The sequence below is a fragment of the Succinispira mobilis DSM 6222 genome, from assembly GCF_000384135.1.
GTDB lineage: Bacteria > Bacillota > Negativicutes > Acidaminococcales > Succinispiraceae > Succinispira > Succinispira mobilis.
In genome coordinates this window covers 1,740,448-1,767,094 of sequence record NZ_KB913028.1, presented here as the reverse complement: position 1 = coordinate 1,767,094, position 26,647 = coordinate 1,740,448, and the positions used below count along the sequence as shown (strand labels likewise).

21 protein-coding genes and 3 tRNA genes are annotated in these 26,647 nt (G+C 34.9%); 10 read left to right on the top strand and 14 right to left on the bottom strand.

Going from position 1 to position 26,647, the window contains the following annotated elements; translation table 11 throughout:
- Positions 1–2,058, top strand: coding sequence for a glycine--tRNA ligase subunit beta (glyS, locus tag SUCMO_RS0108345; protein WP_019880226.1), 2,058 nt, complete (start codon positions 1–3; stop codon positions 2,056–2,058).
- A gap of 22 nt (positions 2,059–2,080) precedes the next feature.
- Here glyS and SUCMO_RS0108340 read toward each other — a convergent pair whose 3' ends face one another.
- The gene (locus SUCMO_RS0108340; RefSeq protein WP_019880225.1) at positions 2,081–4,375 is read right to left on the bottom strand and encodes a response regulator transcription factor; all 2,295 of its coding nucleotides are present in this window, start codon (positions 4,373–4,375) and stop codon (positions 2,081–2,083) included.
- Positions 4,376–5,049: 674 nt separating this feature from the next.
- On the bottom strand, positions 5,050–6,729 hold the full coding sequence (gene ilvD, locus SUCMO_RS0108335; RefSeq protein ID WP_019880223.1) for a dihydroxy-acid dehydratase: 1,680 nt from the start codon (positions 6,727–6,729) through the stop codon (positions 5,050–5,052).
- 253 nt (positions 6,730–6,982) lie between these two features.
- On the opposite strand from ilvD, the gene SUCMO_RS0108330 reads away from it, so the two are divergent.
- From SUCMO_RS0108330 to SUCMO_RS0108320, 3 genes are all read left to right on the top strand, one after another.
- Complete coding sequence (locus SUCMO_RS0108330; protein ID WP_019880222.1) at positions 6,983–7,924, top strand: nitronate monooxygenase; 942 nt, start codon at positions 6,983–6,985, stop codon at positions 7,922–7,924.
- Positions 7,925–8,070: 146 nt separating this feature from the next.
- Complete coding sequence (locus tag SUCMO_RS0108325; protein ID WP_019880221.1) at positions 8,071–8,289, top strand: cation transporter; 219 nt, start codon at positions 8,071–8,073, stop codon at positions 8,287–8,289.
- A 4-nt stretch (positions 8,290–8,293) separates the two neighbouring features.
- Entirely contained in the window at positions 8,294–10,141 is a 1,848-nt protein-coding gene (locus SUCMO_RS0108320) for a heavy metal translocating P-type ATPase (RefSeq protein ID WP_019880220.1), read from the top strand.
- Between the two features lie 52 nt (positions 10,142–10,193).
- On the opposite strand, the gene SUCMO_RS0108315 is transcribed toward SUCMO_RS0108320, so the two are convergent.
- From SUCMO_RS0108315 to SUCMO_RS0108300, 4 genes are read right to left on the bottom strand one after another with little or no spacing between them, the layout of a single operon-like run.
- On the bottom strand, positions 10,194–10,577 hold the full coding sequence (locus SUCMO_RS0108315) for an ArsR/SmtB family transcription factor (RefSeq protein ID WP_019880219.1): 384 nt from the start codon (positions 10,575–10,577) through the stop codon (positions 10,194–10,196).
- Between the two features lie 27 nt (positions 10,578–10,604).
- Entirely contained in the window at positions 10,605–11,660 is a 1,056-nt protein-coding gene (gene mnmA / locus SUCMO_RS0108310; RefSeq protein ID WP_019880218.1) for a tRNA 2-thiouridine(34) synthase MnmA, read from the bottom strand.
- Positions 11,653–12,081, bottom strand: a complete 429-nt coding sequence (locus tag SUCMO_RS0108305) for an RrF2 family transcriptional regulator (RefSeq protein ID WP_019880217.1) — start codon at positions 12,079–12,081, stop codon at positions 11,653–11,655. The genes mnmA and SUCMO_RS0108305 overlap by 8 nt, the downstream gene beginning before the upstream one ends.
- Positions 12,082–12,098: 17 nt before the next feature.
- Positions 12,099–13,370, bottom strand: coding sequence for a replication-associated recombination protein A (locus SUCMO_RS0108300; RefSeq protein WP_019880216.1), 1,272 nt, complete (start codon positions 13,368–13,370; stop codon positions 12,099–12,101).
- A 190-nt stretch (positions 13,371–13,560) separates the two neighbouring features.
- On the opposite strand from SUCMO_RS0108300, the gene SUCMO_RS0108295 reads away from it, so the two are divergent.
- The 3 genes from SUCMO_RS0108295 (at position 13,561) to SUCMO_RS0108285 (ending at position 17,655) form a co-directional block, all read left to right on the top strand.
- Positions 13,561–14,850, top strand: coding sequence for an HD-GYP domain-containing protein (locus tag SUCMO_RS0108295; RefSeq protein WP_019880215.1), 1,290 nt, complete (start codon positions 13,561–13,563; stop codon positions 14,848–14,850).
- 84 nt (positions 14,851–14,934) lie between these two features.
- A complete protein-coding gene (locus tag SUCMO_RS0108290) occupies positions 14,935–15,570 on the top strand; it encodes an acetate uptake transporter (protein ID WP_019880213.1) in 636 nt (211 codons plus the stop codon).
- Between the two features lie 147 nt (positions 15,571–15,717).
- Positions 15,718–17,655 carry a sensor domain-containing protein gene (locus SUCMO_RS0108285; protein ID WP_019880212.1) on the top strand — a complete coding sequence of 646 codons (1,938 nt, stop codon included), beginning with the start codon at positions 15,718–15,720 and terminating at the stop codon, positions 17,653–17,655.
- Positions 17,656–17,964: 309 nt separating this feature from the next.
- On the opposite strand, the gene SUCMO_RS0108280 is transcribed toward SUCMO_RS0108285, so the two are convergent.
- From SUCMO_RS0108280 to SUCMO_RS0108270, 3 genes are all read right to left on the bottom strand, one after another.
- Positions 17,965–18,040: transfer RNA gene (locus SUCMO_RS0108280), tRNA-Trp, on the bottom strand.
- Position 18,041: 1 nt separating this feature from the next.
- Positions 18,042–18,116: transfer RNA gene (locus SUCMO_RS0108275), tRNA-Gly, on the bottom strand.
- Between the two features lies 1 nt (position 18,117).
- Positions 18,118–18,194 (bottom strand) — tRNA-Asp (locus SUCMO_RS0108270).
- Positions 18,195–18,420: 226 nt separating this feature from the next.
- Here SUCMO_RS0108270 and SUCMO_RS0108265 point away from each other — a divergent pair.
- On the top strand, positions 18,421–19,875 hold the full coding sequence (locus SUCMO_RS0108265; protein WP_019880210.1) for an FAD-dependent oxidoreductase: 1,455 nt from the start codon (positions 18,421–18,423) through the stop codon (positions 19,873–19,875).
- Between the two features lie 52 nt (positions 19,876–19,927).
- On the opposite strand, the gene SUCMO_RS0108260 is transcribed toward SUCMO_RS0108265, so the two are convergent.
- The 5 genes from SUCMO_RS0108260 to SUCMO_RS0108240 form a co-directional block, all read right to left on the bottom strand.
- Entirely contained in the window at positions 19,928–20,308 is a 381-nt protein-coding gene (locus tag SUCMO_RS0108260; RefSeq protein WP_019880209.1) for a RidA family protein, read from the bottom strand.
- Positions 20,309–20,352: 44 nt separating this feature from the next.
- Positions 20,353–21,225, bottom strand: a complete 873-nt coding sequence (gene sdaAA / locus SUCMO_RS0108255) for an L-serine ammonia-lyase, iron-sulfur-dependent, subunit alpha (protein ID WP_019880208.1) — start codon at positions 21,223–21,225, stop codon at positions 20,353–20,355.
- Positions 21,226–21,234: 9 nt separating this feature from the next.
- Positions 21,235–21,897: an L-serine ammonia-lyase, iron-sulfur-dependent subunit beta gene (sdaAB, locus tag SUCMO_RS0108250; RefSeq protein WP_019880207.1), complete on the bottom strand. Its 663-nt coding sequence runs from the start codon at positions 21,895–21,897 to the stop codon at positions 21,235–21,237.
- Positions 21,898–22,040: 143 nt separating this feature from the next.
- Entirely contained in the window at positions 22,041–22,475 is a 435-nt protein-coding gene (locus SUCMO_RS0108245; RefSeq protein ID WP_028954003.1) for a HutP family protein, read from the bottom strand.
- A complete protein-coding gene (locus SUCMO_RS0108240; RefSeq protein ID WP_019880204.1) occupies positions 22,450–23,895 on the bottom strand; it encodes a sodium:solute symporter family protein in 1,446 nt (481 codons plus the stop codon). The genes SUCMO_RS0108245 and SUCMO_RS0108240 overlap by 26 nt, the downstream gene beginning before the upstream one ends.
- Positions 23,896–24,127: 232 nt before the next feature.
- Here SUCMO_RS0108240 and SUCMO_RS0108235 point away from each other — a divergent pair, with 232 nt between their 5' ends.
- Together SUCMO_RS0108235 and dcuC are read left to right on the top strand one after the other, a co-directional pair.
- Positions 24,128–25,219, top strand: coding sequence for a mandelate racemase/muconate lactonizing enzyme family protein (locus SUCMO_RS0108235; RefSeq protein ID WP_019880203.1), 1,092 nt, complete (start codon positions 24,128–24,130; stop codon positions 25,217–25,219).
- A 24-nt stretch (positions 25,220–25,243) separates the two neighbouring features.
- Positions 25,244–26,605: a C4-dicarboxylate transporter DcuC gene (dcuC, locus tag SUCMO_RS0108230; RefSeq protein ID WP_019880202.1), complete on the top strand. Its 1,362-nt coding sequence runs from the start codon at positions 25,244–25,246 to the stop codon at positions 26,603–26,605.
- Positions 26,606–26,647: the final 42 nt, after the last annotated feature.

Below are 26,647 nucleotides of genomic sequence, written 5' to 3'. Positions count from 1 at the left end.
ATGGATACATTATTATTAGAAATAGGTACAGAAGAAATTCCAGCACGTTTTTTACCGAAAATAAATATACAATTAGCTGAATTAGTGGCAAAAAAATTTGCAGATAAAAAAATTCCCTATGATACAGTTAAAGTTTATTCTACACCAAGACGATTGGCTTTTTTATTAACAGGCTTAGCTAAACAACAACCAGATAATATGTTAGAAGCTAAAGGTCCAGCTTTAAAAATAGCTAAAACGCCAGAAGGAGAGTATAGTAAGGCGGCACAAGGGTTTGCTCGTTCTCAAGGTGTAGATTTGGCCGATTTAGTAGAAAAAGATGGTTATATCTATGCTGTGAAAAAATTACTTGGACAAAATGTTCAAGATTTATTACCTGAATTATTATTAGAAATTATTCAGGAATTAAATTTCCCCAAAAATATGCGCTGGGCAAATTATGATATTCGTTTTGTGCGTCCTATTCATTGGTTGGTAGCTTTACTAAATGAGCAAGTTATTCCCTTGACTATAGCTGAAGTTTCTTCAGGAAACTTTACCTACGGGCATCGATTTTTAAGCGCAGGAAAAATAACTTTAAAACATGCACAGGACTATGTAGAGACTTTGCGGGCAGAGCATGTTATTGTTGACCCTAATGAACGAGAAGCAATGATTGTCGAGCAAATAAAAACAATTGCCCAACAAAATCAAGCTACAGCTAAAATTGACGAAGAGCTTCTAGAAGAAGTGGTATATTTAGTGGAATATCCTACAGCTTTATGTGGGCACTTTGATCCGGAATTTTTAGTGTTGCCAAAAGAGGCAATTATTACACCGATGAAAGAACATCAACGCTATTTCCCCTTATTTAGTGAAAAAACTGGCGAGTTAATGCCAATGTTTATCACAGTGAGAAATGGTAATGATTATAACTTAGCAGTAATAGCACACGGAAACGCACGAGTTTTGAGAGCTAGACTTAGTGATGCAAGTTTCTTTTTTAACGAAGATCGCAAGCAAAAGTTAGAAATACGTTTGCAAAAATTAAAAAATGTTGTGTTCCAAGATGGGTTAGGTAGTATGTATGATAAGGTTGAAAGAATTGAAAAATTAGCGGTGCGTTTTGCTCAAATGGTTGATTATCAAGATTTAGCAATTGTAAAACATACGGCACATTTAGCGAAGGCTGATTTAGTGACCGGAATGGTATGTGAGTTTACAGAGTTGCAAGGTATAATGGGGCGTGAATATGCTAAGCTAGAGGGTGAAGCTCCATTGGTTTATGAGGGGATTTTTGAACATTATTTACCTAGATTTGCCGGTGATATTTTGCCAAGTACAGCAACTGGGATTTTTGTTGGTTTAGCAGATAAAATTGACAATATCGTGGCAACTTTTAGCCGCGGCTTAATTCCTACTGGCTCGCAAGATCCTTATGCTTTGCGTCGACAAGCATTAGGGATCGTTAATGTATTAGCAAATAGCACTTATAAATTACCTTTAGATAAAATAATTATGGCAGCTTGTGAAACTTTAAATATTAGCGGGCAAGAGCAACAAGATTTAACTGCCAAGTTACAAGAATTTTTCACTTTGCGTGTGAAAAACTTATTAATCGAACAAGGTCTACGTTATGACTTAGTAGATGCAATTTTAGCAATGCAATTAATGGATATGCAAGATACCCTTAAACGCGCTAAAGCGATTAAGGAGTTTGCGGTTAGTCAAGAATTTGTTAGTACAGTGCAAGCTTTTGTGCGAGTAGCAAATTTGACCAAAAATGTAGCACAGGCTGGTGTTGTGCGAGAAGAAAAATTATTGGAGGCGGCGGAAATAGAATTGTGCAAACAATTTAACCAACAGAAAACAGCTATTGAAGCGGCTATAACTGAAGGTGAATATTTAGTTGCACTACAAGTAATAAACAAATTGGTAGAACCGATAAATTATTTCTTTGAAAAAGTAATGGTAATGGATAAAGATGAAGAGATAAAAAATAATCGGCTAGCTTTATTAGTAAATATTCGTGAATTAGTTTTAAAAATTGTTGATTTTACAAAAGTGGTATTAGGATAAAAAAACAAACCCTAACAACTAATTAGCTGTTAGGGTTTGTTTTTTTCAACAATAATGCCAAACTTAGACGATTTTGCACCTGTAGTTTGCGAAAAATATTTTGCAAAGCCTTTTTGACGGTAATTTCAGCAATAAAAAGTTGGTTAGCGATATCGCTATTTGATAAACCAGAGGCCGTAAGTAAAGCTATTTCTTTTTCACGACTGGTAAGAATAGTTAAATCAGGAGGTGGTTGAGAAAGAAAAATTTTATTGGCATTGGACTTGTAGCTTGGTGTTACTTTTTCTAAAAAATTTTGATAAGCGAAATCTGAAATTTTTTCGGCCTTAACTTTTTGCAAAAAATGTTCTAAGTAAGAAAAATTTTCGATGAAAGGCATGATTATTTCTGCTTTTACAGCTAGGTCCAATGATTTTCTGAAAAAATTATTAGATCTAGAGAATTCCGCAAGTTGGTTATAGGCAATTGCCAAAAATAAATAATTATAGATATTTAGAATTGGAGAAGTGTTGTTAGTTAGAGAGTTTTCACTTTCTTGATAAGTATTAATTAATGTTTTAAAGTCGGATTTTCGCAAAAGATAAAATAAATATTGAGTTAAAAAGTAGGATTTACAAACTGGATAAATATTGCTATTTAAAAGCTGAGGGGCTTCTAGCCAGTTTTCAATGAATGAGTTTTTACCTTTCAATAAATTGTTTAAACCAAGGTCGATAAAGGCGAAAATGTGTTCTAGGGCTGAATTGACCTGAAGGCTTCTTAAAGCTAAAATTTTTTCTTGAATTAGCGAAAAATGCTGGTTATCACCTTGAGCAATAGTAATTTTACTAATTAAAAAATAAATCATTAGTTTTAAACTAATATTAGAATTTGAGTCAGCCAGGGTCAAGGCTTTATAAGAGTTGCTAAGGGACATAGAAAGGTTATTCTGATAGTAATTTTGCTCAGCTACTAAAAGTAAATCGATACCAATAAAATAATTACTGTTAAAGTTATTATAATAATTAAAGCAGTTTTTCAAATTATCGAGATGAAAGGCAAAAGACAGGTGGAGTGGATTGAGTAGAGAACTTATCATCTCTGGGATGCTCCAATACCAATTTTCCCATTTTTCTAATTGATACTGTTGTAGATATTGCAGTTTAAATAAGGATTTTTTTTGGTTGGTTATATTGGGAAAATCTGCGATGATTTTTAGGTTTAACAACTTGCTCAGAAGTTTTCGTCGAATTTTTAACCTTTTAAGTTTTTTTATTTGTGGTTCAATATTTTTAATTAGTTCCTTGAAATCTTGTATTTGGAGCTGTTGGAGGAGATAACGAGCATAAACAAGGTTAAGAGCCAGTGCTTTTATCGAAGCAAAATAAGTTAAAAAAGAAAAATACATAATTAAGTTTTGGCGGTTAAACTTGAAAAAATCTTTTGGACTAGCTAAGTGTAGACAAGTAAACAGCTCTTCTTTTGCTTTAATAATATAATAAAAATTAGCTGCTAGGTGATAATCTCCATTTTGGATACTGCATTTACCTAACTTTAAATAAATACTTTTTTGGGTTTTAGAATCTAGCTGGGAAAATCTTTGACGAAGTTCATCTAAAATGTTGTTAGAAAAAGTATAGGTATTATTGCAAGAATTATATAGTAGAATATTTAACAGTAATAATCGTTTAATATACTTGTCTGGAGAGCCTAGAGAACTTATAAATAATGCATCTTTGAAGCTAAAAGAATCTAAGGAGCACACTTCTAGGCAAAAATTATATTCTGGCTTAGTTAGATTATTTAGTAAAGAAGTAGAAGGGATTTTTAATGAAAATTGGCTAGAAAAAAGTTTAAGCAAGGAAGTTTTGGGATGCGTTTTTACCTTGTTCAAATCTAGGATAGGGTGATTAGAATTAGTAATTAGTAAAATATGTAAATTAGGCAAATTTTCTTTTAATAAAAAATAGAAAAAATCTATTAAATTTGAATTATTGTGAAAGAGTAAATGGGCGTTGTCAAGAATAATGTAGGTTCTTTTATGCCAATTTAGCTGTAAAATAAATTTAATGGTATTTGTGATTTCTAAGATATCTCTGGGAAAGTAGCGGGAAAGCATTCGGGTTATAATTTGCGGGGCAAAAGGTCTGAATTGTAATAATAATTTATACCAAATTGAATCCAAATTGTCGCTACGGCAGTCATAATATAAAAAATTACAGCTGTTTTTGGGCAAAATTATTTCTAAATACTGTAGACTGTTTAAAGAATAATCATGTTCTAAAATATTGAGAAGTTTATAATTAAAGGCACAAGAAACGGAGTTTTTGGTAGACATTTTTATCACCTCTTCCCAATGCTCTTATTATAATATTCTAGCTGAAAGTATTTAATCCTGCTAATAATAAAACAGAAGAGAACAAGTATAAGTAAACTTACACATACGCTTTATATCAAACCCTAAGGAAAAGATGCGTATAATGTTTTACTTTCTTGCCTCTTCTGTTTTGGAAAAGGAATCGATTCTTAATACTTTAATATAGTTAACTATAGTCTACCTTGGTAATTTCTCAACTACTCAAGTTCACCCCCGAGTTACTAGGATTTAGGATACTAAAAATTGTAATCAATTGATTCGATAATCGACTGTCGACTTTACTTAACTAAAAGAAAACCCGAATACCAATTACCAATGACTTGTTGTTTTCCATCTGTTTGTTTGCTAATACCTGATAGTTAACTAAATAACTTAAGCTTTCAACCTAGCTAGGCAACACACGAGTTGCAGACGTCAGTAACGTTTCAATCTAATTTAGTACTAGCCAAACAACTTAGTAGCAACAAATTCACTTCCATTAATTACCTCCTTTTTGTAGCTTGCTACAATTGTATTGTACACGATCTTTAAATAGAAAAAAACTATACTGAAGTATAGTTTTTGTTTTAAACTAAAATGACACTACTGTTTAACCGATAAAATAAATCAAACAAGTAGTGTCATTTACAGAAAAGTTAATCGTTGTCGGGAGTTTTCATTACTGCGCCAGTATTGGCTGAAGTTACCAAACTAGCATATCTTGCCAAATAGCCAGTTTTAACTTTTGCTGGTGGTTTTAGCCAGTTTTGTTTACGCAGACTTAGTTCTGCCTCTGAAAGTAATACTTCCAATTTACGCTCAGGGATATTAATGGAAATAGTGTCTCCGTTTTTGATTAAGCCGATTGGGCCACCTTCTCGTGCTTCGGGTGATACATGACCGATGCAAGCACCACGAGTTGCACCTGAGAAACGTCCATCAGTTATCAAGGCAACGTCTTTATCAAGACCCATGCCAGCTAGAACAGATGTAGGATTTAACATTTCGCGCATCCCTGGTCCGCCTTTTGGACCTTCGTAGCGAATAACTACGACATCACCTTTTACGATTTTATTACCTAAAATGGCTTCTATTGCTTCTTCCTCCGAATCATATACTTTAGCAGGTCCTTTGTGAATTAGCATTTCTGGTGCTACAGCACTTTCTTTAACTACAGCGCAATCTGGGGCTAAATTGCCTGATAAAATAGCTATCCCGCCAGTTAAACTATGAGGTTTATCGATAGTTTTAATAACATCGGGACGGCGAATTTCGTAATTAGGCAACAACTCACCAATGGTGTAGCCTGTTACAGTTTTAGCTGTTAAATTTAGCAACTGTTTTTTATTTAACTCTGTCATTACAGCATAAATTCCGCCGGCTTCATTTAAATCTTGAATGTGGAAAGCTTTAGGCGCAGGACTGAGTTTTGTAAGATAAGGTGTGCGAGCACTTATCTTATTAAAAAGTTCTAAGGGCAATTCAATACCGGCTTCGTGAGCAATAGCTGGTAGGTGTAATACGGTATTGGAAGAACCACCAATAGCCATATCAACAGTTATTGCATTTTCAAAAGCGGCTTGAGTAAGAATATCACGAGTACAGATATTGTTGTTAACCAAATACATAATTTGTTTACCAGCTTGTTTAGCAAGATTGAGTCGCGCACCTTGATATGCGGCAGGAATAGTTCCATTACCAGGTAAACCCATACCTAGTGCTTCAGTTAAACAATTCATTGTATTGGCGGTAAACATGCCAGAACAAGAACCACAACCAGGACAGGCTGATTGTTCTAGTTCTTCTAATTCACTAGCAGACATTTGATTGTTGGCGAATTTACCAGCGCCTTCAAATACTGTACTTAAGCTAACATCGTTGCCTTGGAATTTACCTGCTAACATGGGCCCGCCGCTAACTACGATAGCGGGAATATTTAAACGTGCTGCGGCCATTAGCATACCAGGAACTATTTTATCGCAGTTAGGGATAAGGACTAAGGCGTCAAACTTATGACCATTTGTAACCGCTTCGATACTATCTGCAATTAGTTCGCGGCTAGCTAGAGGATATTTCATACCAGAATGGCCCATTGCAATCCCGTCGCAGATTCCAATTGCCGGAAATTCAATAGGAGTACCACCATTAGCTAAAATTCCGTGTTTTACAGCTTGAGCAATATCATTTAAATGCACATGTCCAGGGATAATCTCATTTTGCGCATTTACTACACCGATTAATGGTTTACTAAGATCATCCTTTGAATAGCCCATTGCGTAGAATAAAGAACGATGGGGTGCTCTTCCGGGGCCTAATTTAACTTCATCACTTCTCAAAATTAATACCTTCTTTCTTTAATATAAACAGATACATACAATATTCTTAAAAAAAAAGTTTGAAAAATTAATAATGTATACTCTTAGTATGAATTTTAACATAAAAACATACGAAATTACAACAAAAAAATACGGCGGTTAGATTATAGTAAGTGTAAATATATTGACTTAAAGAAATAATTTAATTATAATGAAATCGATTGGACTAAGTGTATTATGTATACTTTGTAGAATTGAAAAGGAGTTGATATATATGAAAACACGTTTAACAGAACTTTTGGGCATAGAATATCCGATTATTCAGGGCGGAATGGCCTGGGCATCAGAGGCTTTATTGGCAGCCGCAGTTTCTAATGCTGGTGCGGCTGGTATTATTGGGGCAGGTGGTAGAACTGGTGAATGGTTAAAAGCAGAAATTGCGAAAACTAAAGCTTTGACGGAGAAACCTTTTGGGGTTAATGTTATGCTGATGGCTCCGAACGTAGATGAGATAGTAGAAATTGTTTGTCAGGAAAAAATAGCTTTTGTTACATTAGGCGCAGGAAATCCAGTGCCGTTTTTTGAGAAATTCCATGCAAATGGAGTAAAAGTTATTCCGGTAGTACCAAGTGTAAAATTAGCTAAGCGCGTTCAAGATAGTGGTGCTGATGCTATTGTTATTGAAGGGATGGAGGCTGGAGGTCACATTGGTACACAAACTACAATGGCTTTGATGAGCAACGTGATTCCACAGGTTAAAATTCCAGTTGTTGTTGCTGGGGGAATTTCAGATGGCAGAGCTATGGCTGCGGCGTTATTAATGGGTGCTGCTGGTGTACAAATGGGATCAAGATTTATTTTAACTACTGAGTGCAATATGCATGAAAATGCTAAACAAAAAATAATCGCAGCTACAGACACTGATTCAGCGGTAACTGGGTATTCAAGAGGCCACGGTGTGCGAGGATTAAAAAACAGTTTTACAGAAATGTTTTTAGCCCGCGAAAGAGCAGGAGCACCGCAAGATGAGTTGAACACTATGGCTACGGGAACTAATAAAAAAGCTGCTATTGAGGGTGATGTTGAACAAGGCTTGGTTCAAGTAGGGCAAAGCTTGAATGTCTTAAATGATATAAAACCTTGCCAGGACGTAGTTGCTACTATTATAAAAGAAGCACGAGCTACATTGGCTAATGCCTGCAATATAGAACTTTAAAATTAGATAAAAATATGCGTATAACTTTACAGCCAGAGCGCTTTAAAGTTTACGCATATTTTTTGTTGACAGGGTAGTTAAAGTTTTATATAATTTAATTAAACGATTAAACAATTGTTTAATTAAATTATAAGGAGTGAACAAAAATGAAAAAAAGTTATCGTATTGAAAATATTGATTGTGCTAATTGTGCTGAAAAACTACAAAATAGTTTGAAAAAAATTGAAGGGGTTATAGAACTTAAAATTAATTTTTTAATGCAAAAACTTGTTTTAGAAGCTGATTCGGAAAATTTTTCCACCGTCTTAGAAAATATAAAAGTTCAAGCTAAAAAAATTGAACCAAAAGTACTTATAAAAGGATAGATATATGCAAAAAAAACAATTAACAAAGATATTATTAGCTACTTTAATTTTTATTGCCGCAATGATATTACCGATATTGCAAGAATATAGGGATTACTTATTAATTTCTGCATTTTTAATAGTAGGGTTGGAAATAGTTTGGGCGGCAGTTAAAAATGTTGTGCGCGGAAAAGTATTTGATGAGAGTTTTTTAATGTCATTAGCAACAATGGGCGCGGTTTATTTAGGAGAGTATGCTGAAGCAGTTGGGGTAATGTTGTTTTATCAAATTGGCGAATATTTTCAAGGAAGAGCTGTAGATAATTCTAGAAAGGCAATAACAGAATTACTAGATTTACAGGCAGATTATGCAAATCTTAATACTAGGGATGGGCTAAAAAGAGTTGCCCCAGAAGAATTGTCCATAGGCGAAGTTATTACTGTGAAACCTGGCGAAAAAATCCCTATTGACGGCAAAGTTATAAGAGGGGTATCTTATTTAAACACAGCGGCTTTGACAGGAGAAAGTTTACCTTTAGCCGTAGAGATAGGTTCAGAAGTTCTAAGTGGCTGTATTAACATGCAAGGAGTTTTAGAAGTTGAAGTAAGCAAAGAATATCAAGATTCTACGGTGGCTAGAATTCTAGAATTAGTCGAAAATGCCAGTAATAATAAGGCGGAAACGGAAAAATTTATTAGTAGGTTTGCCAAATATTACACGCCAATAGTCGTAAGTGTTGCTTTCTTTTTAGCTGTTTTACCGCCACTTCTTTTTAAAGAGGCTTTATTTCAAGACTGGTTGTATAGAGCACTAACCTTTTTAGTTATTTCTTGCCCCTGTGCATTAGTATTATCTATTCCATTAAGTTTTTTTGGTGGAATTGGAGCAGCATCTAAGTTGGGTATTTTAGTAAAAGGAAGTAATTATATTGAAGCCTTGGCTAAAGTTAAAAATATAGTTTTTGATAAAACTGGAACTTTGACAGAAGGAAAGTTTTCTGTTGTATCAGTAAGTAGTGTAGGTTATTCTCAACAATTACTTCTGGAATTGGTTGCACATGCCGAAATGTATTCCAATCATCCAATTGCTAAAAGTATTCAAGAAGCATATGGGCAAAAATTAGATAATAAACGTGTGAAAAACTTAGAAGATTTGCCAGGGCTTGGAATTATAGCCGAAGTAGATGATAAAAAAGTCATTTTAGGAAATGAGTTGTTATTAGAACAACAGTCAATAGTTATTCCGGACTTTACTGATGCCAGGAATAATAATGATATCACCGAATTATATGTAGCAATTGGTGGGGTTTATGCTGGGCGCATTTACATAACAGATAAAATAAAAAATGATGCGCAAAAAACAGTGGATTTATTGAAAAAAATGTCTATAGATATTAATATTTTTACAGGTGACACTGAAAAAGCTGCTAAAATTGTGGGCGAAAGACTTGGTATTACGAATATTTACAGTAAATTACTGCCGCAACATAAGTTGGAAAACCTAGAAACTTTATTAAAACGTCAGACAACAGGCAAAGTTATGTTTGTAGGGGATGGAGTTAATGATGCTCCTGTTTTGGCAAGAGCAGACATTGGTATTGCAATGGGAGCCATGGGGACGGATGCTGCCATTCAAGCAGCTGACGTTGTAATTATGGATGATAGTCTTTACAAGATAGTAATGGCAATTGAATTGGCGAAGCAGACTATGCAAGTAGTGAGAAGTAATATATTTTTTGTTTTAGCTGTTAAATTTACAGTACTGCTCCTAGGGTTCTTTGGTTTGGCTAGTATTTGGTTGGCAATCTTTGCTGATGTTGGCGTTTCAGTTTTGGCAATTTTAAATTCGATGCGCCTCTTAATTAAAAAATAAAAAAACGCTGACCCGTGAAATATAAGTTCATAGGTCAGCGTTTTTTAGCTTTTTAATTATGAGTTTGTTTGCGAGGACAGTTCAAATTGAAAATAGCGTCAATAACTTGATGAATTAAATTTGCTTGTGTACAATCTTGTAGCGTATAATGCATTTCTTTACCAATTCGCCTATTGGTAATAAGGTTAGACTGTTTCAGAGAACGTAAATGATGAGATACAGCTGGAGGACTCATATCTATCGCATTAGCAATATTATAAACGCATTCCTCGGTATGACAGAGTAACCAAAGAATTTTCAATCTAGTAGGATCGGAAAGCTGTTGAAAGACAGTTGCTGCCTGTTTAAAGTCATCTGCAGAAGGAACTGTTTTCAATAAGGTTTGGATATTGGTTCCGTGGTCATGAGGCACTTCTGGCAAGTCTGTTTTATTCATTGAGTTAATACTCTCCTTAAAATTTTATTAACATTCGATTATTCCACCACCAACGAGAATATCGCCTTCATAAAACGCAGCGGATTGTCCAGGAGTTATGGCACGTTGAGGTTGATCAAATACTATATCGGCTGTTGTACCTTTAACAATTATTTTGGCTAAGGCTGGCTTCGCATTATAGCGTATTTTTACTTGTAGTACATATTCAGAATTCAAATTACGCTCATCAACAAAAACTATGTCTGTTACTTTTAGAGTTTGGGCAAAAACTTCAGAATTATCGGCTAAGACAACTTGATTTTTACTTTTATCTAGGCGTAGTACATACATTTTTTTACCAAAGGCTATATTGAAACCTTTGCGTTGCCCAATGGTATAATTTACTAAGCCTTGATGCTCTCCTAAAATATTACCATTTATATCAACAAAATCACCTTTAAGTGGCTTGATATTGCTGTGTTTTACCAAAAAATCGCGATAATTATCATTAGGAATAAAACAAATCTCTTGACTATCAGCTTTGGCAAAAACGGGTAAATTAAATTGTTCAGCTAACGCTCGAACTTCAGTTTTGCTGTAAGCTCCTAGTGGGAAAATTAATTTTTCTAACATTGTGCTTTTAATATTATAAAGTACATAGGTTTGATCCTTGCTTTTATCTGTAGCTTGTTGTAAATAATGTGTTTTAGTTATTGGATTAATAAATTTCTGAACATAATGTCCAGTAGCGAGATAATCGGCACCAAGTAACATTGCTTCTTCGAATAATAGACCAAATTTTATTAATTTATTACAATTAACACAAGGATTTGGAGTACGGGCTAAGGCGTATTCGCTGATGAAATTTTCTACGACGCTTTCACGGAAATATTGTTGGCAATCAATAATAAAGTGCGGAATATTTAACATTTCGGCGATTTTTTTTGCATCAATTTCAGCTACGCTTTGCCCAGCATCATTGAGCTTGGCTCCCCATAGTCTTAGAGTTAAACCTATTACTTTATATCCTTGATCTAGTAATAACTTGGCGGCTACAGAACTATCAACGCCGCCACTCATCGCTACCGCAACTGTTTTACTCATTGCCTAGTTCCTCCTTGCATAGATCCTCAAGAGTAATGCTATCTAAAACTGTACTGATACTATTGGCAACTTTTTCCCAAATTCCACGTGTAATACAACTACAAGCCTTATCGCAATAACTATTATTAACTTGTTCAGATAGTAAACAGTTAACTGGAGCAATTGGGCCTTCCATAACACGAATAATATCACCAACTGTGATTTGGTTAGCAGAGCGAGCTAGAATATATCCGCCTTGTGAACCACGAGTGCTTTTCACTAGTCCTGCAGAGCGTAGTTGGCCCATTAGCTTTTCTAGGTAGTGTTCAGATATTTCTTGTCGTTGGGCGATACTTTTTAATGGTACTGGTCCATGTTGGCAATGCATTGCTAAATCATACATAGCGGTCACGCCATAACGACCTTTGGTTGAAAGTTTCATAAAGTGGCTCACCTCAATTATATTTCTTTAGGAGTAAGATTATTTGTTGCTAAATAAATTTTTCCTTTTAAATTATCTGGCAGATATTGTTGGGAAACATAATTATTCGGGTAATCATGTGGATATTTATAATCTAAACCCCAACCTAAATTTTGGGCACCGGCATAATGTGCATCTTTTAAATGCGCTGGAACATCGCCGCAATCAATAGTATTTAAATCTTGTAAGGCCTTGTCTATAGCCAGATAACAAGCATTGCTTTTAGGGGCTAGAGCAATATAAGCAACAGCCTGTGCAAGTGGGATTCTTGCCTCTGGCATACCCAGAATTTTAATAGCTTGAAAGCAACTAGTAGCAACTGTCAGCGCTTGCGGATCAGCAAGACCTACGTCTTCCGCAGCACAAATAATTATTCGGCGAGCGATATACTCGATATTTTCGCCAGCGGCTAACATTCTGGCTAGATAGTGAATACTAGCATTGACATCAGAACCACGCATGCTTTTGATAAAAGCAGAGACTACATTATAATGCTGATCGCCATTTTTATCATAACGCCGTATTGCTTCTGGCATAGCGATTTTTAGTTCATCTAAAGTTACGCAAGTGTTCTCACCAAACATTAAATATAGTTGTTCTAGTAAATTTAAAGCTATGCGAGCATCACCATTAGAAAAATCGGCTAAAGTACATAGACTATCATCTGTTAAACTGAAGTTATGACTACCTAAGCCACGTTCATTATCTCGAAGCGCCTTTTCTATTATTTGCTTGATATGTTTAGCTTCAAGTTGTTGAAGAGCTAGTACTTTAACTCGTGATAACAAAGGCGTATTTATTTCAAAGTAGGGGTTTTCTGTTGTAGCGCCAATTAAGATCAGCAGACCATTTTCAATATAGGGCAGAAGAATATCCTGTTGGGCTTTATTGAAACGATGAATTTCATCGAGAAATAAAATCGTTCTTTTTGAATACAGTTGTCTTAATTCTTTAGCTTTTTGAATGATTTGACGTAAATCACTAACGCCAGCAATTGTTGCATTTAGTTTTTCAAAGTTATCTTTGGTTGTATTAGCAATGATATTAGCTAAGGTTGTTTTGCCAACGCCAGCAGGACCGTAAAGAATTAGCGATTGGAGATTATCTTTGCTGATTAAACGAGCAAGATAACTATTGCTACCTACAAGATTTGCCTGACCAATAAATTCTTCAAGTGTTCGAGGTCGCATTTTTTCGGCTAAAGGAACATATTTAGGTGCGTTTGCAAACAAACTATCAGTTTTAAACATTAAAGTCACCTCATGGAATATTATACTACAAGTAATTTAATTTACCAAAATAGCCAAGAAAATAAATATCTGGCTTATTGCGATACTAATAATAATATAGTAGTATATATACTATATAGTCTAGTTGCTTGCTTTAAATTATCTAAAAACATAAAAAAAGAAGTTTTAATAGAGTGAGGAAGTTTTTCAAGTGATAAATAATGTCAAAAGTGAAAAAGCTATACAAATTGTTTTGCGGGCTCTAAGAAGGATAGACCATCGCTTAACCGATCACGGAGAACGAGTAGCATATATTTTATATATGCTACTCGTAAACTCAGATAAATATTCTGAAAAAAAAATTATTGATATTTGTGTTTTAGGTTTATTCCACGATATCGGTGCTTACAAAACAGAAGATATTAATTCCTTTGAATTTTTTGAGCAAGAGGATTACTGCAAACATTCAATTTATGGCTATTTACATTTGAAATATTTTTCACCGCTTAAAAAACTGGCCAATACAGTTTTATATCATCATTTTGATTATCAAACTATGAAACAAATAGGTTGTGACAATAAAGATATAATAAATCTGTTATATTTCGCTGATAAATTAGATAACTATTTACAACTAAATGGAGAAAAATATTTAGAAAAATATTTATGCAAACATGATGGCGAAATGTTTGCTAAAGATAATATAAATCTTTTTTGGCAGGCGAATAAAAAAGGTGATTTACTGCGTAATTATTTCAATGGTGATTATTTGAAAATTATTTTAGAAATATTCGAAAATGCCAAAATTTCACGAAATTCTTTACGAGACTATTTAAAGATGCTTGTTTTTTCGATAGATTTTAAGAGTGAGTATACGGTAACGCATAGTGTGAAAACTGCTTATATAAGTGTGGCTTTAGCACAAAAATTAAAATTGCCGAAAAGTAACATATATAATATTTATTATGCAGCACTGGTACATGATTTGGGAAAAATAAAAACACCTAAAGAAATCTTAAACAAAAATGGCAAATTAGCGATGTGGGAAATGCAAAAAATGCAAGAACATGTATTAGAAACAGAGAAAATAATAAAAAACTGCGTGAATGATGATATTTACAAAATAGCGATAAGTCACCATGAAAAACTAGATGGGAAAGGTTATCCTTATGGCTTAAGAGCAGTTGATTTAGATATTTCTCAAAGAGTTTTAGCGGTAGCCGACATAATTAGTGCTTTAACTGATGAGCGAAGTTACAAAGAATCTTTTGCAGTTTCTAAGGTTAATACAATTTTAGGTAAAATGGCTTCTGAAAATAAAATATGTGGAAAAGTCGTTCAAGTTCAAATTGAAAATCAAAAAGCTATAATGGATTTTGCACAGCGAGCTAGTGCGAAAATATTAGGCAAGTATCTTGATATCAAAAAAGAATACACAATACTGAAGGTTAGGTTACCAAGTATCGCAAAAAATGCAGATTGTTCTGAAAAAAATACATAAGACTCGAAAATTCAGCTATATTCTTGACATATTAAAATTAGTATACTATAATACCGTTATATATTGAAATTTTAGGAGGATATAATGGCAACAGAAAATCGCAATGTTCAAATCGTAGTAGCAGATCCGACACCACTTGGCTTGTTAGGTCTATCTATTGTTACGTTAGTAGCAGCATCACAAAAATTAGGTATTACAAGTGGGGTATCGTTTGTTATTCCTTGGGCTATTTTTCTAGGTGCAATCGCACAATTGTTTGCATGTGTATATGATTTTAAGCACAACAACATTTTTGGGGCAACTGTATTTGGAGCTTTTGGCTTGTTTTGGTTAGGAGTAGCAGCAAGTTGGATGATTAAAGCGGGTGTGTTAGGTGAGGTACTTGCAAAAAGTGTTGATCCGAAACAACTAGGATTTGCTTTTTTAGGATTTTTTATATTTTCCGTGATTGGAACTATAGCTGCTGCTGAAGCAAATTTTGTGCTATTCTTGGATATGGTTTTTATTGATTTGTTATTGTTAGGCTTAGCACTTGATACACTAGGTATTGGTGGGCATTGGGCACATGGTATGGCAGCTTATGCAGAATTAATTGTGTCTATGATTTCTTTTTACTTATGTGGAGCTACATTCCTTAATAAGTTTTTTGGCAGAGTTTTTTGGCCAGTTGGTAAACCACTTGGCATTTGGAAAAAGGCGCCAGCTCCAGCCGGTCATTAATATTTTTTAAAATTTAAACCCTTTGGTTATGCCAGAGGGTTTTTTAGTTGTTTTTTTAAAAAGAACTTAACTATAGAGCATATTTTGTGTTAAAATTAATATATTCTTTGCAAAATTTAATATTAGAAAGAAAATAGGGTGGACTAGTTGAATAAAATTAATTTAAACATAAAGACATTGGGCCCAATTAGTATATTTGGTTCTATCATCGGTGTCTATATTTGGGGAAATGAATATTTGCTTTCGAAGATTCAAAAAATTGTTTTAGTTAATCATGAATTAATAAGTAACAATGAGTTGTTGTCTTTGTTGGTGCCGTTGAGTCTATTTATTTTTTTCTTGGTTGGGTTAGTGATAATTTTAAGATCATTAGTTAAGAGTCGTACAAAACAATTGCAAGCAAAAGTACAAGAAGTTAAAGAAGTGTATAATAAATATCTTGATATTATTGAAGAAGCAGATAATGCTTTATTTGAATGGGTACCTAGCGAAAATAAATTGCAAATAACTACTTCTTTTTTAGAAACATATATTTGCACAACTGGTAAGCTTAAGTCAAATAATTGGAAGTTGATTTTGGCGCGAGTTCATATTGAAGATTATAAAAAAGTTGAAAATGTACTAGAAGAATTACAAAATAAAAATGATGACGGGAAAATAAAACTAGAATTTAGAATTTTGGCTTTAGATAATGAGCATCATTATTTAAGAATGGTAGCTAGAACTGTAACAACTGAAAAAAACATAAAGCAGATTAGGGGATCGTTTACAGATATTACTAGTGAAAAAATGATTCAAGAGCGAGCAGAAAAACTGGCCTATACTAACCAGTTGACAGGACTACCTAATAGGGTTAAATTGCTAGAAAGTTTCGTGGAGACAACTAATGGTGCCGAAGGAGCTCTTTTTTATATTGATATTGACAACTTGAATGTAGTTAATAATGCCTTTGGAATTAGTTATGGAGATGCCGTAATTAAAAATGTTGCAGAAGATTTAAAAGAATTAACTCGTGGTAACGGTAGTGTTTGGCATGTTAACGGTGATGAGTTTATTGTATTTGTAGAAAATTGCAATGAAGAATGTGTTAAAGAATATGCGCAACAATTTTTTAATAAAATTAAAAACGAATACACTTTTGCAGATGTTACACTAAATGTAACGGCCAGTATTGGTGTTAGTTTTTATCCTCAGCATGGGACAAAGATAGCATCTTTAATAAAATGTGCCGATGTTGCTTTGACAAGTATTAAAAAACAAGGTCGAACAGGTTTTAAAATCTTTTCGGAGGAACTATTAGAAGATGTACAAGAAAGATTGCTGATTTTATCACATTTGCGGAAAGCAATATTACGTAATGAACTACATATGTATTATCAGCCGCAGACCAATTCATATGGTAAAATAGTTGCGTTTGAAGGCTTGATGCGTTGGAAAAATCCAGTTTTAGGGAATATATCTCCTTTGGTATTTATTCCAATCGCAGAAGAAAACAATTTGATTTATGAACTAGGTAATTATGCTCTACAAGAAGCATGTGATTTTTGGAAATACTTGAACTCTAGTGGCTATGGCAGTATTAGAATTGCTGTAAATATTTCAGCAAAACAACTGTTAGACGAAAATTTTGTGGCTATGGTGAAAAGCGCGTTACAGAAAAAGCATGTTCCTGCGCGGGCGATAGAGATTGAAATTACAGAAAGTGTATTCCTAGAAAATAAAATTAATGCTGTGAAGAAATTGAGTGAACTTAGAGAAATGGGAATGTTAGTTTCTTTGGATGATTTTGGAACGGGCTACTCTTCGTTAACGTATTTAAAACAATTACCAGTTGATACAATTAAAATAGATAAAAGCTTTATTGATGATATTACTAAAGATAATACGCAATCTAATTTAGTTAATGCGATTATCGAGATGGCTCATATTTTAGGATTGAATGTTGTAGCTGAAGGGATTGAGGAAATTGAACAACAAGATAGGTTGTTAGAATCGAGTTGCGATTTATTGCAAGGCTACTATATTAGTAAACCACTGCCTACAGAACAGGCTGTAAATTTTTTGAAGTGTGTTCAAGCTGTTTAAAAAAATAATATAAAAAACCACCTAGCATATATTAGGGCTCTATAATATATGTTGCGGTGTGTAGAAAATTCTGCATATCACAGCATATTTTTTTACAGAAAATGAGCATGATCTTGAAAAATCCTTTATGATAAAGTTGTGAAAGCGATCAAAGGAGGATTTTCAAGTCATGCTCAATACAGATAATTATACATAAAAATTACTCGGACTGGAAGCTATAATTATACTACCACTTTACCCCAGTTACTAACGGACTATTACACCCGGACGAAAAAAAGCCTGTACAATTGCTGTACAGGCTGTGGTTTCTGGCAGGGGCAGTAGGACTTGAACCCACAACCAACGGTTTTGGAGACCGCTACTCTACCAATTGAGCTATACCCCTATGGAGCGGAAAACGAGATTCGAACTCGCGACCCTCGCCTTGGCAAGGCGATGCTCTACCGCTGAGCTATTTCCGCATGGCGACCCGGATGGGACTCGAACCCACGACCTCCGCCGTGACAGGGCGGCATTCTAACCAACTAAACTACCGGGCCATAATGTAAATTACTTTTATATTATATACCATATAATAAATTTATGCAAGATTTTTTTGAAATAAGATAAAATAAGATTAAAGTATGATGTAAAAAGTCTTTTAATACTAAAGAATTAAAAAGCAGGATAAAAATAGGCAAATATTGATTAAATCATCCTTGTTAGTTGAAAAAATATTTGTTAGCATGAATTAAAGTAATATTGGAGGTTATAGGGGGGAGAAGAATGAATAAACACAAAGTGCAAGCAATAGTTATAGGTGGAGGTGCAGCGGGATTAAGCGCGGCTGTTACTTTGGCTGAAGCTAAGATAAGTGTATGTGTACTTGAAAAAATGAATAAGTTAGGTGGCTGTACAAATTTAGCTGTCGGTTTATTAGGGGTGGAAACGGATTTACAAAAAAAACATCTTATAGATCTAACAAGAGAACGAGCATTTCAAAAATTTATGGATTACACTCATTGGCGAGCTAATGCTTTGTTGGTGCGTAAATATCTATATAAATCGGCACAAACTATTAGTTGGCTGGGAAAAATGGGAGTAGAATTTGCTTTACCATCAAAATATTTTCCAGGCTCTGAGGCCACATGGCACTTGATAAAACCTAAGAATGGACAGGTAGGAGCATTGGGCGCTGCTAGTACTATGATTAGAACATTACACAGTAGATTAAAAGATTTAGGTGGACAGATATCTTTAAATACAACTGTTAAGTCCTTGAAAATAGAATCGGGTAAAATAATTGGCGTAGTCGCTGAAAAAGAAGATAAAGGATTGTTAGAATTAGAAGCGGAATGTGTTATTGTTTGCACTGGTGGTTTTGGCGATTCGCCAGAATTTATTAAAGAGTATACGGAGTATGAATATGATAAAGATTTATTTTCTTACCGTGTTCCAGGTTTAAAGGGAGAAGGAATAAAAATGGCTTGGGCAGTAGGAGCTGCTAAAAGTAAGATGGATATGGAACTTGTCTTTTTTGCACCGCACACTGGGGGTTATGCTCCTGTAGAACTACCATTTAGACAGCCGAATTTGTTGGTTAATTTAGCCGGAGAACGATTTATGAATGAGAGTATCATCGAAAATCCAGTTTTTTCGGTAAATGCGATTGCGAGACAAAAAAATAGAATGGCTTTTTCCATAATAGATGATAGTATCTTGGAAGGTTATGAAAAAAATGGGTTGGATTTGGTTAATGTTGTTACAGCTAATATGAGTATGGAAAATTTTAAAGAGGCGATGCAGATAGAGTTGCTAAAAAATCGCGGTGTTTTATATCAAGCTGATAATATCGCAGAACTTGCAGATAAATTGAATATTAATGCAAATAAGCTACAAAAAACTATTAGTGAATATAATAGTGCTTGTTATAGTAAAGATGAGTTGTTTGATAAAAATTCAAAATATCTTAAACCATTGCTTGGACCTAAATTTTATGCTTTGAAGTTTGCCCCTAGTGCCTATGGAAGTTTAGGTGGTATTAAAACTAACCATAATATGGAAGTTTTAGACAACTCAGAAAATGTAATACCTGGATTATATGCAGCAGGAACAGATGCTAACTCCATATGTGATCCAGACTACGTATTTATATTACCAGGGAATAGTCTAGGTTTTGCTGTTAATTCAGGGATAATAGCTGCCGAAACCGCTATTGAAAATATAAGATCGGAAAAATAGATTCTAAAATAATATCCCCAGTTAGATATAATATCTAACTGGGGATATTATTTTATTCATAACTAGCGATTATTTCAACTTCAACTTTTGCATTTTTAGGTAATTGGGCTACTTGAACACAAGAACGAGCTGGCTTTATATTAGGAAAGTAAGTAGCATAAACACTGTTGAAATTTTGGAAATCATTCATATCTGCTAAAAAAACAGTAGTTTTAAACACGTTGTCAAAAGTGAGACCTTCACTTTGTAAGAGCGCTTTTATATTGTTCATTACTTGATGAGTTTCACTAGTTATATCGCCACCAACGAATTCGTTTGTAGCTGGATTGATAGCGATTTGTCCAGAGGCAAACAATTGGTTTTGAACTTTGATAGCTTGAGAGTAAGGGCCAATTGCTTGTGGTGCTAGTTTAGTTGAAATTATTTTGTTCATGATGACCTCCGTTTTAATATATTAGTTGTTGGATATTTGGTCCGTTAACCGAAAATTTGTTTGTTTAGTTTTAAAGCTGTAGGGGTGATTGCAAGCCCGCCTTGAGCAGTTTCACGTAAAGAGCAAGGTAAAGCATCACCCACCTGTTTCATAGCATCAATAACTTCGTCGACAGGAATAACACTTACAATATCCAAAAGAGCTAATTCGGCGCTAACTAAGGCTTGGGCGGTAGCACCCGCGTTGCGTTTAATGCAAGGAACTTCTACAAGACCAGCAACTGGGTCACATACTAGACCTAGCATGTTTTTTAAAGTTATTGCCACTGCATTAGCAATTTGTGCATTTGAACCACCAGCTAAATACACAGCCATACCAGCAGCCATTGCCGCACCTGAACCACATTCAGCTTGACAACCACCTATAGCGCCAGCTAAAGATGCACGTGAGGCAATTACTAAACCAATGCCCCCAGCAACAATTAAGCCTTTGATAAGTTGAGAATCATTCAAGTCTAGTTGTTCTTGTAAGGTGAATAATACAGCAGGGATAATTCCACTTGCTCCAGCCGTAGGCGCAGCAACTATTTTTCCCATACTGGCATTAGCTTCGCCGACTGCAATTGCTCGCATAAGAGCTTGACGTAACGGCAAACCTATTAAAGAGGGAGCGGTTGAATTGCAGATTTGTTTTGCAGCGCCACCAACCATGCCACTAGGTGATTTTAAGCCTTGTAAACCACTAAGTATAGAGTTTTTCATTACTTCTAGCATAGCACTCATTTCTAAAAGAATTTTATCTTTGGATGTATCTAAGTTCTGCGAATTATATCTTAAGAGAAAATCGGCGAAGTCTATACCCTCAGATTGAGCTTGGTTTAACCATTCTGTTAAGGAAAATTTGTTGAGTTGTGTCATATTTTTACCTCATATCACATTATTGATGCTACGTACTTTTTGGATGTTGGGTAAAGTAGTAATTGCTTGAACAATTGATTTATCGATAATTTGATCGATTTCGATAACCATAGAAGCTAAGCCGCCTTTATTTTGCCGGAAAACTTTCATTTGAGCAATATTAATGCCGCTATTAGATAAGATGCTAGAAACTAAAGCAATTATACCAGGTTTATCATTGTGAATAGTTAATAATATGGGCATTTGTCCATTGATATCAACAATAAAACCATCTATTTCGGAAATAGAAACTCGGCCGCCACCTAGCGAGCAACCAATTATTTCGCAACGATTCTTAGAACTGTGCAAGATAAACTTTACACTGTTGGGATGGGCTAATTCGCCCAAATTAATTTTCTCTATGGATATTGCTAATTTTTTTTCTTGGGCAATAGTATAAGCGTGAGGAATGTTACCATCGTCTGGTTTGAAACCTAGTAAGCCTGCTATTAAAGCTAGATCAGTACCGTGCCCCTTGTAGGTGTCTGCAAAAGAGCCATGTAAAAATATTTCAGCTTTTTCTATCGGCTCATTAAAGATGTTTTTGGCTAATAAAGCTAATCGAACTGCTCCAGCGGTATGTGAACTAGAAGGACCAATCATGATGGGGCCAATGATGTCTAAGATATTCAAAATAATTGATTCTCCTTTCAATTTATTTTATTTATGGGAGTATTTATTGGGGAAATATCAAAAAAGGCATAAATAATTAATGTATTCTAGATAAAGCTCAGAAAGCAAGGCTTAACCTGTTTAAGGTAGGCCTTGCTTAGTATTTATAGTTCTTGAGGAAGACAACGATGCGCTAAACCAACGGCTAGTTCATTTAAATTTAAAACTCCAATACCCATATATACGGCAACGCAGAGATGTTCGCCGTAGCGAGCAATTCCTATTTTACCGCCGACATTAAAGCCGATAGCTTTATTAACAACTTGACTTAAAGCTTCATGTACGGCTCCAGCTACTGCACCAGCACTAATGTGAGTTTCGGTTATTAGATTTTGACGTTGCGAAGCGACCACGGCACGTTCAACTATTTTCACAATAGACTGTGTAAATTCGCCGCCGAAATCAACCGCTACGGCGATAATATCATTTTTACTTAAATTTTGGCGGAGTGTTTGTTCTTCAATGCGTGAACTTGAAATAGCTAATTTAAGTGCGCATCTTCCAACATCAACACTAGTTAAAACTTTCCTCTCGGACATATACAGCACTCCTTTGAGCGTTTTCGGTAGAAAGTATTTTTATGGGTTGTTTGTCTAAAACAGCAGTTAAGAAAAATGCTATTAAACAAGCAGTCCACTCCATGTAAATCGGATGACTAAAAATTCTAAAGGAAGGAAGAAATTCCCAAACTACTAAAGTTAGTATTCCGACTACAGTGGTAACAAAGGCAGAATTTTTTCGACAAAGACTTGGAGCGAATACTGTAAATAAGAAAACAACAGTAAAAGCAGTCGCTAAACTTAAGCCAACTAACATTGTTTTTAAAATTCCTACAGCATTAAACGCAAACCATAAGGTTACTAAACCTAAAAATAAAATAGACAATTTATTAACTAGAAGATAATTTTTTTCACTAATATTAGGATTGAAAAATCTTTTGTAAATATCTTGAGAGAATAAAGTTCCAGCACCAAGAAGAATGGTACAAGCAGTAGAAACGTCCGCCGCCCATAATGCAGCCAAAGTTATTCCCGAAGCTACTGGATTTAAGCTCATAATTATTTTGGGTAAGGCCATTGTAGCAGTTATATCAGGATAAGTTACTCGCGATATAATACCTAGCAAAGCACACAAAAAACCTACTGGGAAAATTAAGATTGCCCCCCAAACAAAGCCTTTGCGTGCAGTGGCAGAATCTTTAGCACCGCAAGCTATTTGCACTGGTCCTTGTGCAGTAATAGATTGTGTCACAAATACAACCATCCAACTAATAATTGTAGCTAGACCTAAACCGCCCAAAGGAGAAAACCAAGCAATGTTATTTGGCAAACTAGTCATAACTTTTTCTAGACCACCAAAATTAGCTAAAGCTGAAAAAGAAGAATAAGTTATACCAAAATAGATTAAAACAACACTTACTAGGTTGGAAATTCCGGAAGACCACAGGCCACCGATAAAAGTAATGCTGATAAAAACAGTGGCACTGGCAAGCATGCCAGTTTTAAAAGTAAAAATATCAGGTAATAAAGAAGCTAAAATTGCACCACCTGCTAAATACTGTAGAGAAGTAATAACTAATTGGATTGTAATAAGACCAATAACACTCACTACGCGTCCTTTGGTATCGTAATACCTTTCAAAAAGTTCTGGGATCGTAGTGCAATTTAACTGACGATATTTGCCCGCAGCGAGTAATCCCATAGCTAAGGCACCAACGGCCCAAGCCCCAGTGTACCACCCGGCTCCCATACCGTTAGAAAAGGCATTTTCGGCTACCCCAACTGTGGCAGCAGCACCAACTGCAAGTCCAGTAATATTGGCTGCAACTAATGATGCTGATAGTTTTCTACTAGCAAATAAATAGTCGGTAGAATTACTACTGGCTCGATTTTTAACATAAAAACTCACAGAAAATAAAGCTATAACATAGGTAAGAACAATAAATAATTGAATAGACATAAATAACCACTCTACCTTTCTACACATACAAAATATATAAACACAATCCTACAATTCTACAACCTATATCATAACAAAAAAAATGAACAAAGTAAAATAATCTTCTCAGATTGAAAAAATTAAAAAATTAAAAAAAGCAGAAAAGTATAATGTATTTTGTTTTTTTTAGCAGGTATTTTAAAATAAAAATAGAATCTATATAGTGTAGACATTAGGAAAGGAGGAGAAAATTTTGAAAATTAAAGAAATTCAAATCGGGAAAATAAGTATACCACTGAAAAAGCCCTTTAAGACGGCCTTACGCACAGTTACTTCCGCTGAAGATATTGTGATAAAAATGATTGCAGACTCAGGCGAAATTGGTTATGGTAATGCGCCGCCTACTTTAGTGATTACTGGAGATGGACAAGACTCAATTGTTGCTGCTATTAAGGAAGCTATTGCGCCTAAATTAATTGGTTTGCCAGTAGATGCCTTGGAAGAAATAAAAAACATAATTTCTAACGCTACCATCCACAATAGTTCGGCTAAAGCAGCTATTGATATAGCAGCCCATGATTTGTTTGCCCAAAAATATAAAATTCCCATGTACAAATTATTTGGCGGCTATACTAACTATATGACTACCGATTTGACAATAAGTCTAAATGAGCCTGAACAAATGGTTAGAGATTCTCTCGAAGCAATAAGTGAAGGTTATAAGGCTTTAAAGCTGAAGGTTGGCAATGATGTACAATTGGATTTAAAAAGAGTACAGGCAATTCGCAAGGCAGTAGGCGATGAAATTTTGATTAGGCTAGATGCCAATCAAGGCTGGACTCCTAAAGAAGCAATTCGCATCATTAGAAATTTCGAAGACCAAGGTCTCGGAATTGAGCTTATTGAACAACCTGTTAAAGCGTATGATTTTGAAGGTCTTAAAAAAGTTACAGATAATGTAGATACGGATATTATGGCTGACGAATCTGCTTTTGGTTGTTATGAAGTTTTTAAGCTCTTAAGTATGCGTGCCTGTGATTTAATCAATATTAAGTTGATGAAAGCAGGGGGCTTGCACAATGCAAGTAAGATTGCAGCTTTTGCGGAAACGATGGGTGTACAATGTATGATGGGTTGTATGTTGGAGAGCAAGATTGGGATAACAGCGGCAGCAAGTATTGCAGCTGGGAAAAGCATCATCACTAAAACTGATCTAGACGCGGCAGTTTTATTAGCAAGCGATCCAATAGTTGGTGGTGTTAGCTTTGAACAAGATAAGCTTATTTTGCCAGAAACACCTGGTTTGGGAATTACTGATATTCAAGGTTGGATAAAAATTTGTTAGAAAAAATAAAAGGAAGTGAATAAAGTGGGTTTAGTAATATCTCTGATTGTAACATTTTGGGTAGGTTATCTAATTGTAAAAAAATATAAACCACAACCAGTTTTATTTATCGGCGGGATGATTTTAATGTTCGCTGGGGTAGCTTTGGGAGTTGGGAAAATTTTACCAGGTAAGACAGCTTCTACAGGATTAATGTTATTTGATGCTTACGAATTTATTAAAGCAACCTTTAGCTCAAGAGCTGCTGGTTTAGGTTTAAACATTATGGCTGTAGGCGGGTTTGCTAAATATATGGATCATATTGGAGCGAGTAGAGCCTTGGTAAAAATGACCATTAAACCATTGCTAAGATTAAAGTCTCCTTATGTTGTTTTGGCGGCTTGTTGGGTATTAGGAATGTTCTTAGGTCTATGTATCAACAGTGCTTCTGGCTTAGCTATGTTATTGATGGTTACGATGTTCCCAGTTTTAATTAGTTTAGGTGTAAGTAGATTGTCGGCTACAGCTGCAATTGCAACGACTTTATGTTTAGACTGGAGCCCAAGTGATACAGGGACAATTTTATCAGCAACTACAGCTGGATTAGATCCAGTTTTATATTGGACTAATTATCAAGTGCCGATTGCGATGCTTGTAATTCCAGTAGTTGCAGTTTTACATTTTGTTGTGCAAAAATGGATGGACAAACGTGATGGTCATGTTGTAAAGCCTATTGAATTAGAAAAAGTTGAGGAAAACGATACAACACCGGGATTTTATGCAATATTACCAACTATACCACTAGCGTTAATTTTAGCATTTAGTAATCTTTGGATAACTTGGATTAAAATGGATATTATAAAAGCGATGTTTATTGGGGTTACTTTAGGCATGATCTTTGAATATATGCGTTTACGTGATGGAAAAAAAGTATTTACTGATTTACAAGTTTTCTTTGATGGTTTAGGAATGCAAATGGCTAATGTAATTACCCTAATCGTAGCTGGGGAAACTTTTGCACGTGGGTTGGTTGTAATCGGTACTATTGATAGCATTATTGGTTCGGCGCAATCTTCAGGTTTTGGTGGCGCGGGCATGATTTTAGTTATGATTGCTATTATCGCTGTATCTTCAGTAGTTATGGGTTCGGGCAATGCACCTTTCTTTGCTTTTGCAGCCTTAACTCCGACTGTAGCTGCTAAAATGGGCTTGCATCCAGTAGTTATGTTATTGCCAATGCACTTTGCAGCTAGTGCAGCGAGAACAATGTCGCCAATAACTGCTGTTATTGTTGTAGCGGCGGGAATGGCAAATATTTCACCTTTTGATTTAGTAAAACGTACTGCTATACCGATGGCAGGAGCTTTACTTATGATTGTTCTTGGGAACTTTATTTTATTCTATTAAATTTAGTAAAGAGCATCGATTAAATATTAAACCAAGGGGTTG